This is a genomic window from Microcoleus sp. Pol14D4 (assembly GCF_036701245.1).
Lineage (GTDB): Bacteria > Cyanobacteriota > Cyanobacteriia > Cyanobacteriales > Microcoleaceae > Microcoleus.
This window is the reverse complement of record NZ_JAUBQM010000100.1, coordinates 1-20466: the sequence shown is the minus strand read 5'-3', so window position 1 is coordinate 20466 and position 20466 is coordinate 1. Positions and strand designations below refer to the sequence as shown.

The 20466-nt window shown below is 45.2% G+C and carries 16 protein-coding genes and 1 pseudogene; 6 read left to right on the top strand and 11 right to left on the bottom strand.

Annotation, left to right across the window (positions count from 1 at the left end; all coding sequences use genetic code 11):
• Positions 1-551: 551 nt before the first annotated feature.
• Positions 552-980: a hypothetical protein gene (locus tag QUA33_RS24985; RefSeq protein ID WP_333152073.1), complete on the top strand. Its 429-nt coding sequence runs from the start codon at positions 552-554 to the stop codon at positions 978-980.
• 396 nt (positions 981-1376) lie between these two features.
• Here QUA33_RS24985 and QUA33_RS24980 read toward each other — a convergent pair whose 3' ends face one another.
• Together QUA33_RS24980 and QUA33_RS24975 are read right to left on the bottom strand one after the other, a co-directional pair.
• On the bottom strand, positions 1377-2276 hold the full coding sequence (locus tag QUA33_RS24980; RefSeq protein WP_333063140.1) for a S1 RNA-binding domain-containing protein: 900 nt from the start codon (positions 2274-2276) through the stop codon (positions 1377-1379).
• A gap of 99 nt (positions 2277-2375) precedes the next feature.
• Entirely contained in the window at positions 2376-3122 is a 747-nt protein-coding gene (locus QUA33_RS24975) for a dienelactone hydrolase family protein (protein WP_333152071.1), read from the bottom strand.
• A gap of 1779 nt (positions 3123-4901) precedes the next feature.
• On the opposite strand from QUA33_RS24975, the gene QUA33_RS24965 reads away from it, so the two are divergent.
• Positions 4902-5741 (top strand): IS630 family transposase, encoded by an 840-nt coding sequence (locus QUA33_RS24965; RefSeq protein ID WP_333152075.1) that lies wholly within the window; start codon positions 4902-4904, stop codon positions 5739-5741.
• A gap of 388 nt (positions 5742-6129) precedes the next feature.
• On the opposite strand, the gene QUA33_RS24960 is transcribed toward QUA33_RS24965, so the two are convergent.
• The 6 genes from QUA33_RS24960 to rpmI all read right to left on the bottom strand — a co-directional run bounded on the left by QUA33_RS24960 (position 6130) and on the right by rpmI (position 10911).
• The gene (locus tag QUA33_RS24960) at positions 6130-8322 is read right to left on the bottom strand and encodes a diguanylate cyclase domain-containing protein (protein WP_333152069.1); all 2193 of its coding nucleotides are present in this window, start codon (positions 8320-8322) and stop codon (positions 6130-6132) included.
• Entirely contained in the window at positions 8319-8924 is a 606-nt protein-coding gene (locus QUA33_RS24955; protein WP_333097068.1) for a chemotaxis protein CheC, read from the bottom strand. Before QUA33_RS24955 ends, QUA33_RS24960 begins: the two co-directional genes overlap by 4 nt.
• Positions 8921-9298 (bottom strand): response regulator, encoded by a 378-nt coding sequence (locus tag QUA33_RS24950; protein WP_333152067.1) that lies wholly within the window; start codon positions 9296-9298, stop codon positions 8921-8923. The genes QUA33_RS24955 and QUA33_RS24950 overlap by 4 nt, the downstream gene beginning before the upstream one ends.
• Positions 9299-9534: 236 nt before the next feature.
• Entirely contained in the window at positions 9535-10065 is a 531-nt protein-coding gene (locus QUA33_RS24945; protein ID WP_333097066.1) for a tetratricopeptide repeat protein, read from the bottom strand.
• A gap of 272 nt (positions 10066-10337) precedes the next feature.
• Positions 10338-10694, bottom strand: a complete 357-nt coding sequence (rplT, locus tag QUA33_RS24940) for a 50S ribosomal protein L20 (protein ID WP_015178606.1) — start codon at positions 10692-10694, stop codon at positions 10338-10340.
• Between the two features lie 19 nt (positions 10695-10713).
• Positions 10714-10911 (bottom strand): 50S ribosomal protein L35, encoded by a 198-nt coding sequence (gene rpmI / locus QUA33_RS24935; RefSeq protein ID WP_006634164.1) that lies wholly within the window; start codon positions 10909-10911, stop codon positions 10714-10716.
• 266 nt (positions 10912-11177) lie between these two features.
• Here rpmI and QUA33_RS28350 point away from each other — a divergent pair, with 266 nt between their 5' ends.
• Positions 11178-11483, top strand: coding sequence for an MrcB family domain-containing protein (locus tag QUA33_RS28350; RefSeq protein WP_445243284.1), 306 nt, complete (start codon positions 11178-11180; stop codon positions 11481-11483).
• Between the two features lie 422 nt (positions 11484-11905).
• On the top strand, positions 11906-12553 hold the full coding sequence (locus tag QUA33_RS24930; protein ID WP_333152065.1) for an IS607 family transposase: 648 nt from the start codon (positions 11906-11908) through the stop codon (positions 12551-12553).
• A 1507-nt stretch (positions 12554-14060) separates the two neighbouring features.
• On the opposite strand, the gene QUA33_RS24925 is transcribed toward QUA33_RS24930, so the two are convergent.
• Positions 14061-14462, bottom strand: coding sequence for a clan AA aspartic protease (locus tag QUA33_RS24925; protein ID WP_333152063.1), 402 nt, complete (start codon positions 14460-14462; stop codon positions 14061-14063).
• A 231-nt stretch (positions 14463-14693) separates the two neighbouring features.
• Positions 14694-15731, bottom strand: coding sequence for a pyruvate dehydrogenase (acetyl-transferring) E1 component subunit alpha (pdhA, locus tag QUA33_RS24920; protein ID WP_333152061.1), 1038 nt, complete (start codon positions 15729-15731; stop codon positions 14694-14696).
• 460 nt (positions 15732-16191) lie between these two features.
• On the opposite strand from pdhA, the gene QUA33_RS24915 reads away from it, so the two are divergent.
• On the top strand, positions 16192-18513 hold the full coding sequence (locus QUA33_RS24915) for an IMS domain-containing protein (RefSeq protein WP_333152059.1): 2322 nt from the start codon (positions 16192-16194) through the stop codon (positions 18511-18513).
• A gap of 106 nt (positions 18514-18619) precedes the next feature.
• Positions 18620-19924, top strand: a complete 1305-nt coding sequence (locus QUA33_RS24910) for a glycosyltransferase family 4 protein (protein ID WP_333152058.1) — start codon at positions 18620-18622, stop codon at positions 19922-19924.
• A 154-nt stretch (positions 19925-20078) separates the two neighbouring features.
• Here QUA33_RS24910 and QUA33_RS24905 read toward each other — a convergent pair.
• Positions 20079-20359: pseudogene (locus QUA33_RS24905) on the bottom strand (hypothetical protein); the annotation flags it as partial.
• Positions 20360-20466: the final 107 nt, after the last annotated feature.

Sequence of the window (20466 nt, the reverse complement as noted above, 5' to 3'; positions counted from 1 at the left end):
CTGCCTATCTTTTTTTACCACAAGTTGGCTCAATCCTTACTAACTATGGGTTTGGGGCGGGTTGTCACCCCCCCAGGTAAAGTTTACCTTGCCATAAACAAGCAATATGGTGGAAAACAAGGTCACCATAAACTTTTTTTGGGATTGACTAATCCCTGACATTTGTTGTAAAATTGATTCGAGAATATTCATCAGGCATTTTTTTAAGTTCGTCTATTTTTTGAGCTTAATCTAAAAAGTGCCTTTTTTTGGGAGTTTCGGTTAAAATTCCAGGGATTTTTTGTCTCTGTTCGGGGAGCGTCCCTGTTCCAAAACTGTCCGAAGTATTGTCACTCAATTTAAAAAGAAACAAGAGTTGAAGGTCGCCATTGATAGAACGCAGTGGCGAGATAAAAATGTGTCTATGATTAGCCTGATTTGGGACAAGAGAGCTTTACCATTGTACTGGGAGATATTGGCCAAGCGAGGCTGTAGCAACCTCCGAGAATAACAAAGCTTAATCTCCCCTATTCTTGGTCTGCTAAAAAAATATAAATTTGTGCTTTTAGGAGATGCGTAAATTTGGGAGTGTTAAGCTGGCAATTTGGCTGTGTGAAAAGAATATCAAGTTTGTTTTAAGAATAAAACAGGGACGATATATTCAAGAACAAGGAAAGGAATTTAAGCGGTTGAGCGAGTGTGGTTTAGTACCAGGTACGAGCTTTTATTTGCCTGGAGTTAAAGTCACAAAACAGCAAGGATTTGGCTTGTTGGATGTCACTGGTTATTGGCAACGCAAATATCGCGATAGCGGTGAAGATGAAGGCTGGTATTTACTCACAAATATCGGCACATTGAAACAAGCTGTAACAGCCTTTAAATATCTCAGCGGTATTGAAGCAATGTTTAAGGGCTGTAAAACAGGAGGCTATAATCTTGAAAAAAGCTACGCTTGTGACGACCGCCTAAAAGCTTTAATTTTATTGATAGCTTTGGCTTAGAGTTGGACTATTTTACAGGGAGGTAAGTTTAAGCTTAGGGGAATTCCGAAATACATCGGTCGCCTGATTGAGCGGAAACGAGCGCAACGCCGTCATAGTAGTTTTTGGATTAGATTATATGGTCAATTGTGGGCGCAACGAAGCGGAGGGAGTAGGGATGGATTTTTGCCATGCAACTATTGCGGAATTGATGAAAATTAGACGCAATAAGCTCCCATTCTTTCAGAAGGGTTTGAGGGCTATGTCCTTGATTTTATCAAGCTTTTGACGGGGTTGTCACCCCGTCAGGTCGATGTACAATGCAAAATAAGTAAATCAAGCTAATTAAACGTAAAACGATCGCCCTCTTAGATCCCCGACTTCTTAAATAAGTCGGGGTGGTCATTATATCAAGACTTAAGAAAGAGTCTTGCGAGCACGTTCCGATCGCTCTTCTGCGGTATCCATAACATCCGCCATTTTATCCACCATTTCTCCTGGGTAATTTTCCAGTACCCGAGTTGAAAGCGAAATCCGGCCACGACTTTCATCGAGGTCAACCACGATCGCTTTCAGGGGTTGACCGGGAGCAAACACCTTTCCAAGGTTATCAATATATTTTTGGCTAACTTGCTTGATGTGCAGTAAACCGCTAACTCCTTCCAAGTCAACAAACACGCCAAAAGGCTTGATGCTGCTGACTTTTCCTTCTACCAACTGACCAATTTGCAAATCCTTGAAAGCATTCGATTGAGTGGCCATCCGCTGGGAAAGTACGAGTTTTTCTCGTTCGCGATCGACCTCCAAAAAATTAACGCTCAAAGATTGGCCGATCAGCGATTCTAGGTTATCGCGTTCCACTAAGTGCGATCGGGGAATAAAACCGCGCATTCCCTGAACATCTACTGTCACGCCGCCCTTATTCGCCCCAGAAACCCGCACCTGAAGAACTTTACCGGTTTCCTGCAATTCAATTAAATCTTCCCAAGCTTGCTGAATTTGTAACTGCCGCAGAGACAAGGTAACTTGGCCATCTGCATCTTGTTCGCGGATAATCAAAAAGTCCCGTTCCTCGTCCAGCGGAACCACTTCCGACAAATCCGTTACTGTTCTCAAAGCAGCCTCTTCGATCGGCAAAAAAGCCGAAGACTTGCCGCCGATATCAACATACGCGCCGTTTGAGTCGTACTCGAACACTTTGCCGCGCACTACTTGTCCCTTCTGGAACTCGTAATTGTGCTGTTCGAGGGCTTTAGCAAAATCATCCATTGAAAAGGATGCTTTTGCGCTTTGAGAACCTGTAGATTTGGAATTCATGTCAGTTTAGTTGTCAGTTGTCAGTAATTTAGTTGGCAGTCGTCAGTAGAAAAAATTTTCCCACTCTCCACATCTCCCTATCTCCCCATCTCCCACTCTCTAAGCTGGTTGAAGTTGCTGATGAAATAGCTGCTTCACCTGCACCCACGAGTCGGCTGCTGCCGTAGCGTCGTAACTGCCGCGGTGGTCGCAGAAGAAGCCGTGATCGGCATTGTAGCGGAAAATTTGGTGAGAAATACTGTGTTTTTGCAATTCTGTGGCGATTTGGTCAACTTGTTCTAAGGGAATGCTGGGGTCTTGAGTGCCAAAAAAGGCGTAGAGAGTGCCTTTAATGTCTGCTGTGCGGGCGATCGTGGGAGTGCCGCCGCCGGGGGTTTGGGTGGCGATACCGGCGCCGTAGAACGACGCTGTAGCCTTGATTTCGGGCAAAGTAGCGGCAAGGTAGGCGACGTGTCCTCCAAAGCAGAAACCAATGCAGCCAAAACCTTCTGGTTTGACAGAGGGTAGAGTTTTGAGGTAATTGATAGTGGCTTGAATATCGCCCAGAAGTTCGGAAGCTGTGGTTTTTTCTTTGTATTCTCTGCCGATTTGGATGGCTTCGGGTGTGTAGCCGGTTTCAAAGCCGGGGGCTTGACGCTGGTAAATGGCTGGGGCGATCGCCACATATCCTTCTTTTGCTATTCTTTCAGTAACTTCGCGGATGTGCGAGTTGACGCCAAAGATTTCTTGAATTACGATAACAGCAGGAAATTGCCCTAGGGAGACTGGCTGGGCTAGGTATGCAGCTATTTGCAAATCCCCGTTAGGAACTGTGATGTTTTTGGTGCTAATTTCGGCTTTTGTCATAGGGAGTTTTAAGGTAAATGCCACTCTACTGATTTTAAGTTGATTTGGGAATTTTTTAGGCAATTCTGCAATTATATCTTTCGGAACCGCGCAGCGCAAATAGTGCAAATATGCCAGGTAAAAATTCGCTCTTTATTGAAGGTTTAGGTTGGGCTAAATAATTCGGGGTGGCTCATTCCTAGCAATTAAGAGAGATAAAGTTTCGGTAAAATATAAGTTTTGATAAGTGGTTTGCTCAAACACAGATTTTGATAAGCCTAGGCTTGAAAATATTTTATTTTGATTGTTCGTGAGATTTTTTAGATATAGCCTTTATCAAAAAGATGAGGTACAATAACAGCAGTGAGTAAACCAATTTCAAATATTTTTGCTCTGTAACTTCATTAAATGTAAAGTTTATGGCTTTTGCTAACTGTTGATCATTAGTCGTCTTGATATAAGGGAGAATATTTTTAAGTTTTGACCATAAATTTTCAATTCGGATAATTCCTGCGACTATGGCGACAAGTATATTAATTTTGCCTTTTTTTTATGACTTTTTCTACTCCTTGTCCGGTATAAATAGTACAGTTATCCATAACTACACAACCCGCTTTCCCTAATTTTTGTACGAGTTATCGGATGATAAAATTCTCAAATATAATTGTATTGGTCGTACCAATTAAATTTAGTAACCCTATGGCTTAATTGACTGATATCGCTCCAATTATTGAGACCCCTCTTCCAACCTATTCCATGTTTATTGGATTTTTAAACCCGGTTTTTGAACCTTTTAGATACCGAGCATATAACCTAACGATTGCCAAGTTAACTGCCGATTCATCAAGAGATATTAAGTCTTTGAAACAAACTTATCTGATTTTTTTGCTAGAACTCATATCGCAGGTTCGTAACTTTTTCAGTATCTTTATATGAGGGATTTTTTTTTAAGTCATGCTTAAGAGTTGTGTCATTCTTCCCCTCGTTGCTATGCTGACGATCGAACAAATTTTTGGGTACCGTCAATCATGGAGTTCTTCGATAGTTGTATGATTATTTGTTTCAATCAATTCCGCTAAAATCAGCAGTTGTTCTGAATTCATTTTTTTATTTAACTCCGCATCACTCAGTTCTAGGAGCAAGCTTTTGGGTCTCATGATAGTGTTTAATAAGCTTTTGGACAAAAGTAAGGGCTACACAAAAACTGTTAGCTCTTGCTCTTTGTAACAGCGGTTCATTATGGTAAGTATCGAGAGTTTTTCTCTAAAATCAAGAGAATAAGTTTTCATTTTTACTAACGTGTAATATGATACTTTCTACAATTATTGATAGTTGTCAGTCGAGTGAATGTGGTGAGTGTTCCATTTAATTAGAGCTGCATGATATTTTTTGGTTTTATATTTTTCACTTAATTCAAGCCAGTTACATCATATCTTATCTTTCTGGAAAGGCTATAGCTCGATTTTGTTTTCAAGCACATTTGCAACAATTGTCGCTTCAATATCCCGATGAATTGCATATTATTCAAGTCGATAATGCTCCCGGTCATCTTTTAATCACATCTGAATTACCAGACAATATTATTTTACTATTTCAACCTCCTCATTGTCCTGAAGCAAATCCAACAGAAAGATTACAGCACTTTGCTTAACGATTAGGTACAATATTAGAGGTGGTAAGAAAGAGAAAAATGAAACCCTACTCCCTAGATATACGTCAAAAGATTATTGACACAAGGAGAAGCAGGTAACACCTCTATTCGGAAAGTAGCAGAAAGATTTCAAGTGAGTAAAAGTACGGATCGCGGCACTACTAAAGCGAAAAAAAGAGACAGGAAGACTACTCCCTAGTCAGGCTCATGGTGGTAAACCGAGCCAACTCTTTGGTCACGAACAACAGATTGAAGAGATGGTAGCCCAGTATCCAGATTACACACTTGCAGAATATTGTGAGTATTGGCACGAAAAAACAGGAGTATGGTTGAGCGAGAGTGCCATGTGCCGATTCTTACAAAAGCAGCAACTCACTTTGAAAAAAAAAACACTACGGAGTAGTCAAGCCCATAAAGAAATTAATCAAAAGAAGCGAGTAGAATATTGGGAAAAAATCCGAGATGTCGAACCAGAAAATCTGATATTTTTGGACGAAATGGGCGTATTGCTGGGGATAATGAGACTTAGAGCTAGAAGTAAAAAGGGAGAAAGAAGCTACGATATCAAGCCATTTTATAGAGGAAGTAGGGTAACAGTGGTGGGAGCAATAAGCAATAAGAAAGTCATCGCCATGAAGACAATAGAAAAATCGATAAACGGAGAGGAGTTCAAGAAATTTGTGCAAGAACAACTGGTTCCAAAATTATGGAAAGGAGCGGTATTAGTCATGGATAATTTGAAGGCGCACAAAGTAGAGGGGGTAGAAGAAATGATTGAAGCAGTGGGAGCAAGAATAGTGTATTTATCACCTTACTCACCAGAGTTTAACCCGATCGAACATTTATGGTGGGAATTAAAGGCATGGCTCAGGAGATTTGTACCTCGAAGTGTACAGATTGTGGAAAAACTCTTGGAATTGGGAGTGAAATTATGTTCAACTAAGCAAATCGAAAATTATTTTGCTCACTGCTGTTACTGTACCTCTTAGTCACACAAAGTGCTGTATGAAAATACATCAAAGGGTTTTTAACTAAGTTAGTCTTCAGTAATCTTGACGAACTCCGTGTAAAAGTTCAGGAAACATTATCATATTTAACAAATCATGTCATTGGTTTTCTAACAGGATGGTCTGGGATTTTACAGTATTTATCTATAGCAGTATTTAAAAAAATGGTATTATTGATTGGGTTCCACGATTTAATTGCTCCAATAAATCCATTCCAACCCTTTTATTTTTATGCTTGAGCAGCTTATTTCTTACTTCTTTAATTCGCAGACTGACAGAAGAGGGATATCAGGGTTTGGATCACGCGCGGACAGGTGCATTTTTTGGCGGAGTGGTATAACTACTCTGAACCCACAAATATGGCAATTCCTCAAGCGCTAGTGGGAGAGGGTAAATTAGTATTGGGTATAGAAAAATCTAGAGGAAGTATTGAAGTGCCTGTCCCATTCCCCTTGCCAGCAGGATCGGGCTGGTAAAGTTGGATACGAGCACGCCCAAGTCGTTTAGCTTGGTAAAGCGCTTGGTCGGCTGCGGCAATCAGAATTTCGGCTCCCGATTCAGATGCAGGAACAATACTAGCTACGCCCAGGCTGAGAGTGACGTACTGGCTCACCTGAGAACCAGCGTGAGGAAGCTGCAAAGCTGCGATTTTGAGTTCTATGTGTTCGGCTACCAGCACAGCGCCTTGAATCGCGGTATTTGGCAAAATAACGGCAAATTCTTCGCCTCCGTAGCGAGCTACTAAATCGGCGGGGCGATTGACGGCATTGCCGATCGCCGCGGCGACTTGCCGCAAACATTCGTCTCCCCCTGGATGCCCGTAGGTATCGTTGTAACTTTTAAAAGAATCAATATCGCAGAGAATCAGGGACAGAGGCGTTTGTTCCCGGACTTGTCTGCGCCACTCCATTTCTAAATACTGATCGAATCGGCGGCGGTTTGCTAGCTGCGTGAGTTCGTCTAAACTGGCCAAGCGCTCTAACTTGAGGTTGGCGGCTTGCAACTGCTGATATAGTTCTGCTTGCTTGATGGCGATCGCCAACTGGGTGGCCAGAGAAGACAGCAACTCTACTTCCAACTGCATCCACTGCCGGGGACTGCACTGGTGGGCCATCAGCAGCCCCCACAAATCATCTCCTTGGACTAAAGGCACAACCAAATAAGCTCTCACGGCGAATTGTGCGAGCAAGTCAATTTGATATTGCGGCAAATCGGCGGCCCAAACATCCGCGATCGGTCGGATCGCTCGATGTTGGTACGCTTCGAGATAGAACTGGTCAAAACAGAAATTTTCCAGGGTTTCCCCCAACATCGGCGGGCAGTTGGGAGCTACAGATTCCACTGTCACCGCCCCCGTCGCCGGGCCGGCGCAGAGACTGCCGGTACAGGGGTTAAAGCGCACGATCATCACTCGATCGGCCTGAAGGAACTGACGTACTTCTGTCACTGTCGTGCTGAGCACTTCGCCCAAATCCAGAGACTGGCGGATGTGCTGAGTAATCGTCGCCATCAGCAGTTCTCGTTCGTTCTGCTGCCTTAGCGCCTCTTCTGCCCGCTTGTACTCGGTGATATCTTGAGCGGTGCCGAAAATTTGTTTGGGGCAGCCGTCGGCTGTACGGGCGAAAACTTGGTCGCGGCAGCGAAACCAGCGCCATTCGCCCGATCGATGTTTTAGGCGATATTCCAACTCCAAAATATGCGCGTCTTGGGTCGAGGGAAATTTTTCCTGGTGGGCTTTGAGCCTCGGCAAATCTTCTGGGTACACCAAACTGGAATACCAAGCAGTTTGCATCTGTAAAATTTCTTGGGGATTGTAGCCCAGCAATTTAGAAGCTTGACCGTTGACGTAGACGTTTCGCTGTTCGGTCAAATCGTAGATATAGAGCAAATAAGGCGCGGCGTCAGCAATCTGCTGGATGAAATGCTGACTCGATCGCAATTCTTCCTCCACCCGCTGCCGCACTTGCACTTCTTCCAAAGCTTGATCCCGCATTGTGCGGTAAGCTTGGATGCGGTGGGTGAGGTCGGTCACGTCTTGAATCACCAGCAGCGCGTAGAACGATGGGGAATTCACCCCCGGCCATATTGATGACGAAACTGAGGGTGGAGATTCCCTAGACAAAAAAGCACTTCTTGGTGATCCGACTCCGACAGTACCATCTGGTTTTAACTCAAGAGTGTGGAGAACCCAGTCTCTAATCTCCTGTTCTTCTATGCCAGCCTCTAGGGCCGGCACAGCAGTCACTGTAGTTTGCTGAATTCGCTGCTGACCGTCTTGCCAAGTTGCCGGAATCAGGTGTTTGTGAATTTGAGAAGAAAAAATTGTTGGCGGGCCTCCTGCAAAGATTTGCTTGAAGCGAGTGGCGTACTTTAACTGACTCAAGTGAGGAAAATGGGTTGTGATCTTTGTCCCCAATATTTCGCTGCGGGGAATTTTAGTCCACTCTTCCAGACAAGTGTTCCAAAACAGCACCACAAAATCATCTTGGAGCAAGCAGGCGCCGACTGGTACGCTGTCGAGAACCCCAAACTTTTCCTTAATACTTTTGCTCTCCTCAATCATAGACCCCCGGCAAGTTGATTGATAGCAGTCAACAAGGTGTCAAAGGAATTAACATTGAAAATAAGAATGATATCTCCTTCAATGTGAAGCCTTTCAATCATGAAGCTGGTCTGGGCTAATAAAACAACTGTATCAGTAGCTAAACCGCCAGATATCAGCAAACTAGAAATCGTCCCTTCGCTATAAGTGGGAATTGAGTAATTCAGGCGCTGCTGAAGCACGTTGCTGATTGCACCCATAACCCCATTAATTACAATGTTTCCCACTTCACTCAGCGTACCAATTTTGACTGAATCGAGATCGTGAGTTCCTTCTTCCCCTGTAAGCATTGTCACCAGCAGGGCAGCGCTGTTGGTGGGAAAGACTAGCTGGGCAATGCCTCCAAAGGAGCCTGTGAATTTGAGCTGGACAGCGGCGATTTGCTCGCCGTTGAGGTGCTGCTCTAATTCTTCTTCCACGTCGATGGGAGTCAGAATTTGAAGGTAGGGGATTTGCAAGCGAATCGGGGAGTCGATCATGTCGTTCAAAACCCCTGCGGCTTGACCGATCCCGATATTGACGAGTTCCTGCAAAGCATCAAGCTGTCGAGTGCTTAATTTCATTGGGTGCTCTCCTCGCTGACACTGAGAGCTTTTTTGATCCATCCGATCAGTTCGTCTGAGTTGGGCATTTTGTGAATGACTGCCAGGGCTCCGAGTTCCATGCACTCGGAGCGGGTGCTTGCTTGGATGTCTGCGGTAATTACGATCACTGGAATTTTATATCCTCGATCGCGCATGGCTTGCAGGACTTCCCGACCTTCCATTTCTGGCATCAGCAGATCTAATAGCATACAGTTTGGGGTTTTAGCGCCGAGCTGTTCTAGAGCTTCGGGGCCGCTGGATGCTTCCCAAGTCTCGTATCCTTCTGCTCGGAGAATTTTGCAGATTACCCTGCGAGTCAACCACGAATCTTCGACAACCAGAATTGATGTCACTACGTTCTCCTCCTTCTATTGTTAGGACTGACCGGTATTGCAGGTACTGCTTTTATCTTGACATTAATTTAAAGTGCTGGGACGATGTGCGATCGAGCTTGACTCGGAATTCCTGTTCTTAAAAACTAACCCATTAATGTGTTGGATAGTTTAGTATCTGGGACTATGTGAAGAAAAAACCCGGTTTCTGAATGAAACCAGGTTTGGGGGATCTCTATTGTTCCTAACATGGGCGCTCAATTATAGATGACCAAACGCTTCCGGAGAGACTCTACTCGCTGTTTTGCCGTGGTATTGTCTGGATCGCAGGCGAGAGCTTGTTCGTACATTTCCAAAGCTTGAGCTGTTAATTTCTTTCGCTCGTAGGCATGACCCAGGTTATTGAGAGATGTAACGTATTCTGGTTGTAACTTCAGGGCTTCTTTGTAGTGGCGGATTGCGATGTCGTACTGTTCTTGGCCAAAGTGTGCAAAACCGAGGGCGTTGTAAATAACAGCTTGATTTTCTTCGCCTTCCAAGTCTTTGGCTTTCAGGGCTTTTTGAAACAGTACGATCGCTTGGGAGTAAAGCTTCTTATCTACATAGATACTTCCTAATTCGTAGTATTCCTGTGCTGTTCCTCTTTCTACTGTCAGCTTATTTTCTAAGCGTTCTAGAGACATTTCCAGCTTCCGAGTTTTAAGAATCTGGCGCACCACAAACCAGGAAGTGCTGCCGAGTATAGCGAGCAGAACTGTCAGGTAAACAATGAGCAAATTACTATCCATGTTTTTCTTAAAATTAGGTAGGTTTCTGGAAGGTCTTATTTATTTTAAGGCGTTAGCAATCTCTGACATTTGCCTCTGCAACTGTATAAAAAACACGGAAATAGCGATCGACAGATCCGATCGCGATTTCTGAAAAAGCAAGAACCCAGAAGTAAGAACAAAGAAGGAAATTTGGTCTCAACCTCCTAGATTTATCAGGAGTTTTCCTTCTCTGGCAGACTGTTAAATCTTTCTTACTTCTGCTTTCTGCATTCTGAAAATCAAGCGAACTTTCAGGCTCCGGCTCGATTAGCCATTTCCACGACTTTACCGAATGTGGCTGGGTCAACGATCGCCATTTGTGCCAACATTTTGCGGTTGATTTCGATGTTGGCTTTTTTCATGTTGCCGATCAGTCTGCTGTAGCTCGTGCCGTGCTGGCGCGATGCGGCATTGATCCGAGCAATCCACAGGCGGCGGAAATCGCGTTTGCGTTTTTTGCGATCGCGATAACCGTTACGCAGGGCCTGCATCACCCGTTGGTTAGCTGTGCGGAACTGTTTGGACTGTGCGCCTCGGAAACCCTTGGCTAATTTGAGAATTTTTTTGCGGCGCGCTCTGGCGACATTACCGCGTTTTACCCGTGTCATCTTTAATTTCCGTTAAACTTTACAAGTATGGAAGCATTAACCGCACGTTAGCGTCGTTGGTCTCGTCGATGACGACCAGCTTAGAGAGACGGCTTTTGCGAGCTGAACTTTTGTGCTGTAGCAAGTGGCTTTTGTAAGCTTTGCGGCGCACGATCTTACCGCTGCCGGTCGCTCTAAAGCGCTTTGCGGCTGCTTTGCGAGTTTTGAGTTTTGGCATGAACTGGTGTTATTTGGACACAAGCTTATACCGTATCACGTTTGTGCTACTTTCTGCAAGGGAGATTTGTGGGTTAGCAGTGGCGCTGTACTTGGGGCAATATACAGGATGGGCGATCGGCTAATCTTGTGGTTGTTTGCTGCTATTAACACCTAGTATAGAATGTTATACCGCAGTTGCGGTATAATTAACGGTTAGCGCCACAGCTAATATTTGAAAGCTGTTGGTGAGGCACGATAATTAAATTGAAGATGCAACATTAATTATTGATTCAGGCGCTTACAGAGTCCCTTGAAAAAAATTGCAAATATCCATTTGTCAGTAATGACAATTTTAATAGACATTTCTTTGCTATTTATGTTAGAAATTTAGTGGCCAAATTAATAAGTGCTTCATTGGAATTACCCGAAATCTCTAGCGTAAAAGCTTCAGCCGGAAATCGTGTTTGGGCTAAAGTTCCTGGGATAGCAATATTTAACAAACTTGTAACTGAGAGTGTCCAGTCGGGGTTTTACTGTGTTTATTTCGCGCCGACTTCTGTGGCGTTTACGCTTCTCTCAATCAAGGAATAGCAGATAAAAGAAATAAGTTAGGACTTGAGAAGTCGAGGGACATGGTAAGGGTTCAACCAAAATTCTTTAAATATAAGCTTGGTTCTGACAAGCTCAGGGAATTTTCAGAATCGATCTTCAGCTTGATTATTATATTCCAAAGGCAACTACTTTTAGATGGTTCTGCAAGTTTTTGACCCATGGATTTCCATTGTTAAAAGGGTTATTCGAGCAACTGAATCCTACCAACATCGTGGAAACAGGCGTCTTTGATCTGGAACCAGTATCCCAATGGGGGGATAGAGAAAATCACGTTACTAGGGGATGCCACTCACCCAATGCGATCGTCCTTATGATTAGGGCCTACTATGGTATTTGAGCAAGACTTAAGTGTCCAATAATTTGCTAAACTTATCCATAGTTATTCGCCGAGATAAAGTTCTATGTGGAAAGTGGCAGAATTCGCAAAATTAGTGGGAGTCTCAAGCTCTACGTTACGGCGCTGGGAAAGGGAAGGCAAGTTAATCCCTGAGAGGACACTGGGCAACCAGCGTGTTTATTCAGAAACTCACCTAAATATAGTCCGGAACCTAAAGACCGGTAAAACGCCACCCAATCGGGCGATCGTATATTGTCGCGTCTCGTCCCCCGGACAAAAACAAGACTTACTTCGTCAGACACAAGCTATGGAACAATTCTGCTTGGCGCAAGGAGTTGCTATCACAGACTCCATTCAGGAGATTGGGGGTGGACTCAATTTCAAACGTCCCAAATTCCTGCAAATCCTACAATGGGCGATACTAGGCGAAGTCAGGGTGCTTTACGTGGCTCATCAAGATAGGCTGTGCCGATTTGGTTTTGAACTTGTCGAGCAAATTCTACAGTGGAATGGCGGGACGATTATCGTCGCAAACGCCGAAAGCCTTTCACCGCATGAAGAATTGACTCAAGACTTGCTTTCAATAATCCACTGTTTTTCTTCCCGCCTCTACGGACTGCGAAAATATAAAGCAAAAGTTAAAAATATTGTAGAGGGTGTAGACCCTTGTTCGGATTCCTCTATAGTTGATCAAGTAAAGACTTCCAAGTAAGTTTAACTATGTTTGGCGTCAAACGATCGCTAAAATTGAATAACAATGAAGCGACCTTGATGGCAAAACACGTAGGATTTCGGCGCGCAGTATTTAATTTTGAATTAAGCTTGCCAACCCCAATGCATAGCGAGGGGAAGCTTTAAGACTCAAAGGTACTCAACTAAGTCAAAAAAGTTCTCACCAACCACCTCAAGAAACAACCTAAATTCGTTTAGATGAACCAGTTGTCTAGTCGAGTTTATCAAAATTCTTTGATTGACTTGAAAGATACGTTTAGTCGATATCGTTCCGGGAAAGCAGGTTATCCAAAATTTGCTAGTCGCCGGGATGGTCAGTCTTTTACGGTTGACCCATCTAGCGCCAAAGTTCTGCTAAGTCCTGGTAGCACAATTAAGATTCCCACCTTGGGAAAGTTTCGACTTTACGAGGCACTTAAATGTAGTTTTGTGTCTCTAACTTTCACGATATCACAAGAAGGAAGTCGCTGGGCAAGTATCCTTCTCTTTTGACGCGGAACGTTTACCTGTTAAGCAATCTGAAGCAGTTGTAGGAATCGACGTAGGTATTAAATATGCGACCACGCTGTCAAATCGGTAAGTTTTTGATGCAACAAAACCGTTAATAGCCAGTACGCAAGCCAAGCTAGCTACTTTACAGCAAGCATCAAAACAGGTAAAAGGTTCCCAAAACTAACGCAAAACTTACAATAAAATTAGCCAAATTTACGCACAAATAGCTGGCATTCCATTCTTTTATATTCATACCAATTCACTATGAAGCTGCATTTAATATAACGCTAAGGATATAGTTCCAACCAGAAAGACATCAGCCTCATTTAGTGTATCTTCATAGTGAATTGGTATCAGAAATTAAAAACTTATTTGGCTAAAATTTTCACGCTAATTAAGATTGAAAACTTAAACCCACATTCCGCACCCTCCACTGTCACAATCAGTTTTTGTGGAATTTTGTGAACCAAAATAGTCACTTTTTATACACGCAAGTGGGAAATTGGACTTGCGATCGCCAGTTCAATTTCGCCAAACTCCGAAAATTCGTAGTGTGACAGTTTAGGGTGCGGAATGTGGGTTAAACGTCAAAGGCATGGTGGCCGATCAGAAGCTGGCTGGGTCAATATCCGAACTATAGTTTTACATTACGAATTCAAGCGTTAACTTGACTATAAATGTAAAAGGTCTGGAGCAACTTTATTGCTAGTGGATAAATGGTTTCCTAGTTCTAAAACTTCCTAGAATTGGGACTATGAAAAACATATGTTACTAAGTATAATGATGAAGCCGTCGCCAATGAATCAAAATGAGTTTCAAGAATGGGTCTACAACTAAAATCCTCCGTAAATCGTTTAATTTTTGCGGATTAAAAATGCTGGCATCCTCCCCCTATAGGCACTCGAACATTATAAATAAAAGAGGTATTTAAGCTGGATTTAATATTAAACTCTCAATACAGGCCTTTCGGAATTTTCGGGATTGGGAATTAGACACTAATTTTTGCAATCTACTAGCAAATCTAAAGTTTCTAACACAGTTTGGCCGATTAGCACCATATCGCCTAAAACCATTCCCGCCTCAATCGTTTCGCGCCCTTCTATTTCAATAATAACAGGCCCAGTCAACCCTACAGTTTCTTGCCTGCCATCAGCATATTTTTCTATTTCGTGACTCCTAATTCTTAAACCCAAGTGTTGGCAGACTTCTACAGGAATAGCTGTGCGTACTGCACCAGTATCTATGAGTGCTTCTGCTTCGTAGATGCGCAACAGATTTGGATTGAGCAATCCTCTCTTGACTAACTCTTCATTAATGGCATTCGTTAGCTTGACTTTGACTCGAACTGCACCCATATTTTTGCTGGCTTGAGTTAGATTGCGATCGATATTTATCACATCGCCTCTCTTTTCGTCTAGAAAGTCTACCTTTGATTCTAGCTTGAATTTATAGTAAGGTGCGCAGTGCGCACCCTAAAAGTAGAGTCTGTGCGTAAGTCTTACAGCCTATCGCAGGTTTATGAAGTGCAGTAGGGACAAAAGCTTTCGCCGTGTCCCTACGGGGAGCTATCACTCTTGTGGGGTGGGCATCCTGCCCGCCCTAAACATACAAGTTAAATGCACAACTGCTTACTCATCTTCTGCATAGATAAACCGATACAATTCGCTAGGATCTGGCTCAGCGCTTTTCTCAGCAAAATCTACCGCATCATCAATTACTGCTTGAATCTTATTATCGATCTCTTTCAATTCTTCAGCAGTTGCCAAAGTTCGATCGATCAAATCAGCAGCCAACTTCTTAATCGGATCGCGAGGGAACCAATATTCCTTCTCTTCCTTAGAACGCAACTCATCAGGGTCGGCCAAAGAATGCCCGCGAAAGCGATAAGTCAAAGCCTCGATCAGAGTCGGCCCTTCGCCGGCGCGCGCCCGCGCTATAGCTTCCTTCGCCACTTCCCGCACCGCCAAAACATCCATCCCGTCAACCTCGACGCCAGCCATGCCAAAAGCATGAGCTTTCTTGTAAATCAGCGGGTCAGAAGTAGCTCGCTCGTGGGCCATCCCGATCGCCCATTTGTTGTTTTCCACAACATAAATAATCGGCAACTTCCACAAAGCCGCCATATTTAAACACTCAAAAAACTGACCGTTATTGGCAGCACCGTCGCCAAAAAAACAAGCAGTTACCCCATCGGAACTCTCATCCCCCAAAGCTTCGCGACGGTACTTCGATTGAAAAGCCGCCCCCGTAGCTACAGGAATTCCCTCAGCCACAAAAGCATAACCGCCCAACAGTCGGTGTTCGGCCGAAAACATGTGCATCGAACCGCCGCGGCCCTTCGAGCAACCAGTTTCCTTCCCGAACAACTCCGCCATTACCTCCCGCGCCGGCACACCCGCGCTCAAAGCGTGAACGTGATCGCGGTAGGTGCTGCTGACGTAATCGGTATCATCCCGGCGCATCGATCGAATCACGCCAGTAGAGACAGCTTCCTGACCGTTGTACAAGTGGACAAAACCAAACATTTTGCCCCGGTAGTACATCTCAGCACACTTGTCCTCAAAATAGCGCCCCAACACCATATCCTCGTAGAGCATCAAGCCCTCATCCCGAGAAAGGTTTACGCTTTGCGCGTCAAAAACTGGTAAAGTCCGTTCCTGAACCATAAATAATTAATACCCGACGATCGGCTTCCTAGACATCTAAATTTAAACCGAGATGGGACACAACCGCAGCAGAAAACGATCGTACCTTTTTTGTACAGCAGTTCACCAATTGTTAAAATGAGTTTGGCAGGCGGAGAGGCTTGCCGGGACTTGGAGAACCAACTCCCATCTAAAACCGATGCCAACAAATGATATAATTCCATTACTCTCAAACCCGAATAATGCTCTGCAAGTCAAACCACTCCTTTAGCTGACGGGTAGCTGACGGGCAGTGGGGCGTGGCATTTTCCTCACTGTAAAACGCTGTAGAGGGAAAAAAGTCAGAGTATCTCTACGGCAAGTCCAAGATACCGTGAATTGAGCGGTTGGAAGCCAACACCAGAATTTTTGATTGGGTTTGCGGGAGTATCTCACTTAAGATAGGCTAATTCAGTTGCTAGCGCTTTGGGGAAGTGGACGAGTGTTAATTCCACTAGATTACTACCGGATTTTGGGTCTACCGATTCAAGCTACTGCCGAACAGTTGCAGCAGGCTCACCGCGATCGAACTTTACAGCTTCCGCGCAGGGAGTATTCTGAAGTTGCGATCGTCGCCCGCAAACAACTGCTCGATGAAGCCTGCGCCGTTCTGTCAGACTCAGAGGGGCGCAAAGCTTACGATGCCAGTTTTTTAGCCAAAACTTACGATCGAGAGTCGGAAGCCGCACTCGAAGCCAAGCACCAGAGGTCAAAAACCTCAGCAGGCACAGCCACCTTCCTGCAAGAGGCAGGAGAAACCGCTCCGCCAGAGTCCAAGACTTTAGATGCTGCTCCCGACCCCCACACTCCAAGTATTGAAATCGATGACAACCAATTCGTAGGAGCCCTGCTCGTACTGCAAGAACTGGGGGAATACGAACTCGTACAGAAGCTGGGTCGCCCGTATCTTAACAATGGCAGCATCGCGATCGCAGAAGGTCGTTTCGGCGACCCTCAGCTCGTGCGGCCAGATATAGTTTTAACTGTCAGCCTTGCCTGTCTAGAACTCGGCCGCGAACAGTGGCAGCAAGGTCAGTACGAAAATGCCGCAAAATCATTAGAAGCAGGTCAAGAATTGCTGCTGCGCGAAAGCCTATTTGCAAGCGTGAGGGGTGAAATGCAAGCCGACATATACAAACTCCGTCCGTACAACATTTTAGAGCTACTATCCCTTCCCGAAGAAAAAGTCGCCGAGCGTCGTCGGGGACTGCAAATCCTGCGAGAAATGCTTCAAGAACGAGGCGGCATCGACGGATCGGGAGACGATCGATCGGGTTTAGGAATAGAAGACTTCCTCCGGTTCGTGCAGCAAATGCGTAAACACCTAACCAGCAGCGAGCAGCAAGCGCTATTTGAAGCCGAAGCCGGCCGCCCTTCCGCAGTCGCTACTTACCTCTCGGTCTACACCCTGTTAGCCCAAGGATTTGCAGCCAGACAGCCATCGATGATCCGTCGGGCCAAGCTGATGCTGATGCAGCTCGGTCGCCGCCAAGACGTTCACCTGGAAAAAGCTGTCTGTTCCCTGCTGCTGGGCCAGACAGAAGAAGCCAGCCGATCCCTCGAACTGAGTTCGGAAAAAGAGCCCCTGGCATTCATTCGCGAACATTCCCAAGATTCACCCGACTTGTTGCCCGGACTGTGCTTGTACGCCGAACATTGGCTACAAGAAGAAGTGTTTCCCCACTTCCGCGACTTGGCCAACGAGTCTGTGTCCTTGAAAGAATACTTTGCCGACCCGAAAGTACAAGCTTACCTAGAAGCTTTGCCACAGGACGCAGAAACCGCCAACGAATGGGTCGTCGTGCAGCCCCGCTCCGGCAAGCCCCCAGCGCGACTGCAACCCACAGCAGGCCGCTCGCCCGCTGCCATACCCGCACAGCCACCCACAGCCAAGCAGGGAGCCAGCACGGTCACCTTGACCCCCGTACCAGGCGAGGCTTCTACCGCAGGATCGGGCGCGAAATCCCAGGCAACGGTGGCTGCGCCCAGCGCTGTTGCCCCCGTCTCTATCCCGATAGCGACAGTCCCACACCCCGTAGACTCGACTTCCAAACAACGCAGACGCCAACATTCAGGGCGCAGCGGAGCAACCGGCAATGGGCTAAATGGGGATTTGGTCGATCGAGCGCGTACCAAGGCAGCAGAAATTACCGCCCAAGTCAAGTCCATGCCTCCAAACAGGCTGGCTTTGTTTCTAGTCGCAGGTGTCCTGAGCCTGTTACTCCTGTGGTTAATACTCAGTCTGTTGGCGAGCGCCATGCAAGCCCTATCGGGCCCATCCCTCCAAGGAGAGCAAGCCCTCGTCCGCCTAGAAGAACCGCCCCTAGAAATCCCAGCCTTGGCCGCGGCCCCAGAGCCGACCGCTGCAGGCGCAGTGTCGGGAGAAATCACTGAGGCATCAGCCGAACAAATAGTTCAAAGCTGGCTGTCGGCGAAAGCAGCGGCTTTGGGCCCCAATCACGCTGTCGAAGAATTAAAGCAAGTTCTGACAGAACCGGCTTTGTCTCGCTGGCAATTGATGGCAGAAGCTCAACAGCGAAACAACGCGCACCAGCGTTATGTACACAAGCTGCAAGTTAATGGAGTTAAGACGAATCCGACTAATCCCGATCGCGCTCAAGTAGAAGCCCAAGTCGCGGAAAAAGCCGAAGTGTTCGATCGTTCTCAGCTCGTTTCTTCCCGCAACGAAAACCTGCGCGTGCGTTACGACTTGATCCGTCAAGAGGGACAGTGGCGGATTATGGATTGGCAAGTGATTAAGTAAGGAATTGGTAATTAGTAATTGGTAATTGGTAATTCCTGCTGCTAATTACTAATTACCAATTTTTGATTGTTAGGTGAATTTTTAATTACAAAGCGGGTGTTTTGAATTGCAGATTATTGTTGAAGGCTGGCGTTTTATTTATCATTCCTATTGCGTAGCCAATCAATTTCAACTGCTGGAAATGCTCGATCGCCCGCGAGAAAAAATTGAGCTTTTCCACCGCGATATGCCCTACATTGACGCAGCTTGGGAGACGAAAATTAGTTTGTTCGATCGCCCAAATGAAACTTTACTTCGCAGCATTAAGAGCCCTGCGGTAAATCAGTCAGCGGATGTTACCCTGCGAATGTACTGCCCGTGGGACTTCTCGGCATCCAGCAGCGCTCAAACTTGGGTATTTGCAGCCACAGAATGGGGGATTATTACGAGTTCAGTATTACAGGCGATGGGTGTTAAGTCGATCGCCGAAACTCCGGTTAACTCAGAAACGAAAATTATTACACCTTCAGCTTGGTCAAAAGCTGGCTTAATTCGCAGCGGTGTTGAGGCCGATCGCATTGCCGTTGTACCTTTGGGAGTCGATCCTCAGATTTACAGCAATTTCCAGGTTTATGGAGTACGGTTGCAAGGGTTTGTCAACCATTTTGGTAAGTGTTTGGGATTAAGGTGTACTCTATTTGCGTGGAATCTGCTGTATTATCCTGCTGCGGGCGATCGGCGTCAATCGCTGCGCCAAAGTTTCGGCTGGTCAAACTATTTTATATTTTTAAACATCGGAGGACAAACCGATCGCAAAGGTATTCGCCCTTTATTAAAAGCCTTCGCTGCGGTAGTTGACAAATATCCAGATGCGAGATTAGTTTTAAAAGGTTCAGAACTGCTTTATCCGTCCAGAGACGAGATTGCTGAAGCCTGCCGAGTTGCGCTCAACGATGCGGAAAGAGCGAGGGTTTTACCGAGATTAATTTATACGGGTAGCCAGCTATCTTTTGCTCAAATAGCAGAGTTTTACCAAGCTGCTGATGCTTATGTTTCTCCGTATTTGGCAGAAGGTTTTAATCTGCCGGTGTTGGAAGCAGCAGCTTGCGGTTTGCCTGTTATTTGCACTGCGGGGGGTCCTACGGATGATTTTACGGGTTCCAACTTTGCACAGCGGATTGAGAGTAAATTTACGGCTGTGGTGAGTGACGGGGAAACCTTATTTATCTTAGCTCCGGAGTGGGAACATTTGACTGCTTTGATGCAAGGAGCGATCGAACAGCCTGGAATCGCTGCGAAAGCGAGGGTTGCGGGTCCGGCTTTTGTCGCTGAAAATTTTACTTGGAGGCGTGTAGTCGATCGATTGCTTGAGGTTATGGGAGGAGATAAAAAGAGAAAAAAGAAGTCTATTTTTGAGCCAATAATTTTGTAGTTTTAACGTTTCACCCCCTAAGTATTTTCCGATAGCAATAGTTTTTTTTTACAATTATGATACCAATTCACTATGAACCTGCACTTAATATCAATTCCGGTTGCACCCGAATGATATAGCTTTGGTTGTAGGCTACCAATGGCAACAAGTAATATCAATTCCGGTTGCACCCGAATGATATAGCTTTGGGTGTAAGCCACCAATGGAAACAAGTAATTCGTTTAATCAAAGAAGATTGTTTCAGCAGAACTTGGCAACGTTGAAATAATACTTCTTCTAATTCATCAAGATTTTGAAATGACCGATTGACAATTGCTTCATTAACTAAAGGGTACAGACGTTCTGAGAAAGTTGTAACTCGGGAGAATGAGAGGGCATAAATTCTAAGTCTAGACCCTCTGGAACTATAACTTGTGGGCTAGTATGCCAACCAGCGTAGGTTTTTAGTTAAGATGATGTATTTATTTTCTGGGGGGGTGACAAAAAGGTCTACGAGATAGACTGTATAAGGGTTGCGGCCCGCATACCTTGTTGATAAAAGC

Excerpts from the sequence above, each read along its gene's own strand:
- QUA33_RS24985 (WP_333152073.1), top strand. The coding sequence starts at position 552 with ATGCGTAAATTTGGGAGTGTTAAGCTGGCAATTTGGCTGTGTGAAAAG.
- QUA33_RS24980 (WP_333063140.1), bottom strand. The coding sequence starts at position 2,276 with ATGAATTCCAAATCTACAGGTTCTCAAAGCGCAAAAGCATCCTTTTCA.
- QUA33_RS24975 (WP_333152071.1), bottom strand. The coding sequence starts at position 3,122 with ATGACAAAAGCCGAAATTAGCACCAAAAACATCACAGTTCCTAACGGG.
- QUA33_RS24960 (WP_333152069.1), bottom strand. The coding sequence starts at position 8,322 with ATGATTGAGGAGAGCAAAAGTATTAAGGAAAAGTTTGGGGTTCTCGAC.
- QUA33_RS24955 (WP_333097068.1), bottom strand. The coding sequence starts at position 8,924 with ATGAAATTAAGCACTCGACAGCTTGATGCTTTGCAGGAACTCGTCAAT.
- QUA33_RS24945 (WP_333097066.1), bottom strand. The coding sequence starts at position 10,065 with ATGGATAGTAATTTGCTCATTGTTTACCTGACAGTTCTGCTCGCTATA.
- rplT (WP_015178606.1), bottom strand. The coding sequence starts at position 10,694 with ATGACACGGGTAAAACGCGGTAATGTCGCCAGAGCGCGCCGCAAAAAA.
- rpmI (WP_006634164.1), bottom strand. The coding sequence starts at position 10,911 with ATGCCAAAACTCAAAACTCGCAAAGCAGCCGCAAAGCGCTTTAGAGCG.
- QUA33_RS24930 (WP_333152065.1), top strand. The coding sequence starts at position 11,906 with ATGTGGAAAGTGGCAGAATTCGCAAAATTAGTGGGAGTCTCAAGCTCT.
- pdhA (WP_333152061.1), bottom strand. The coding sequence starts at position 15,731 with ATGGTTCAGGAACGGACTTTACCAGTTTTTGACGCGCAAAGCGTAAAC.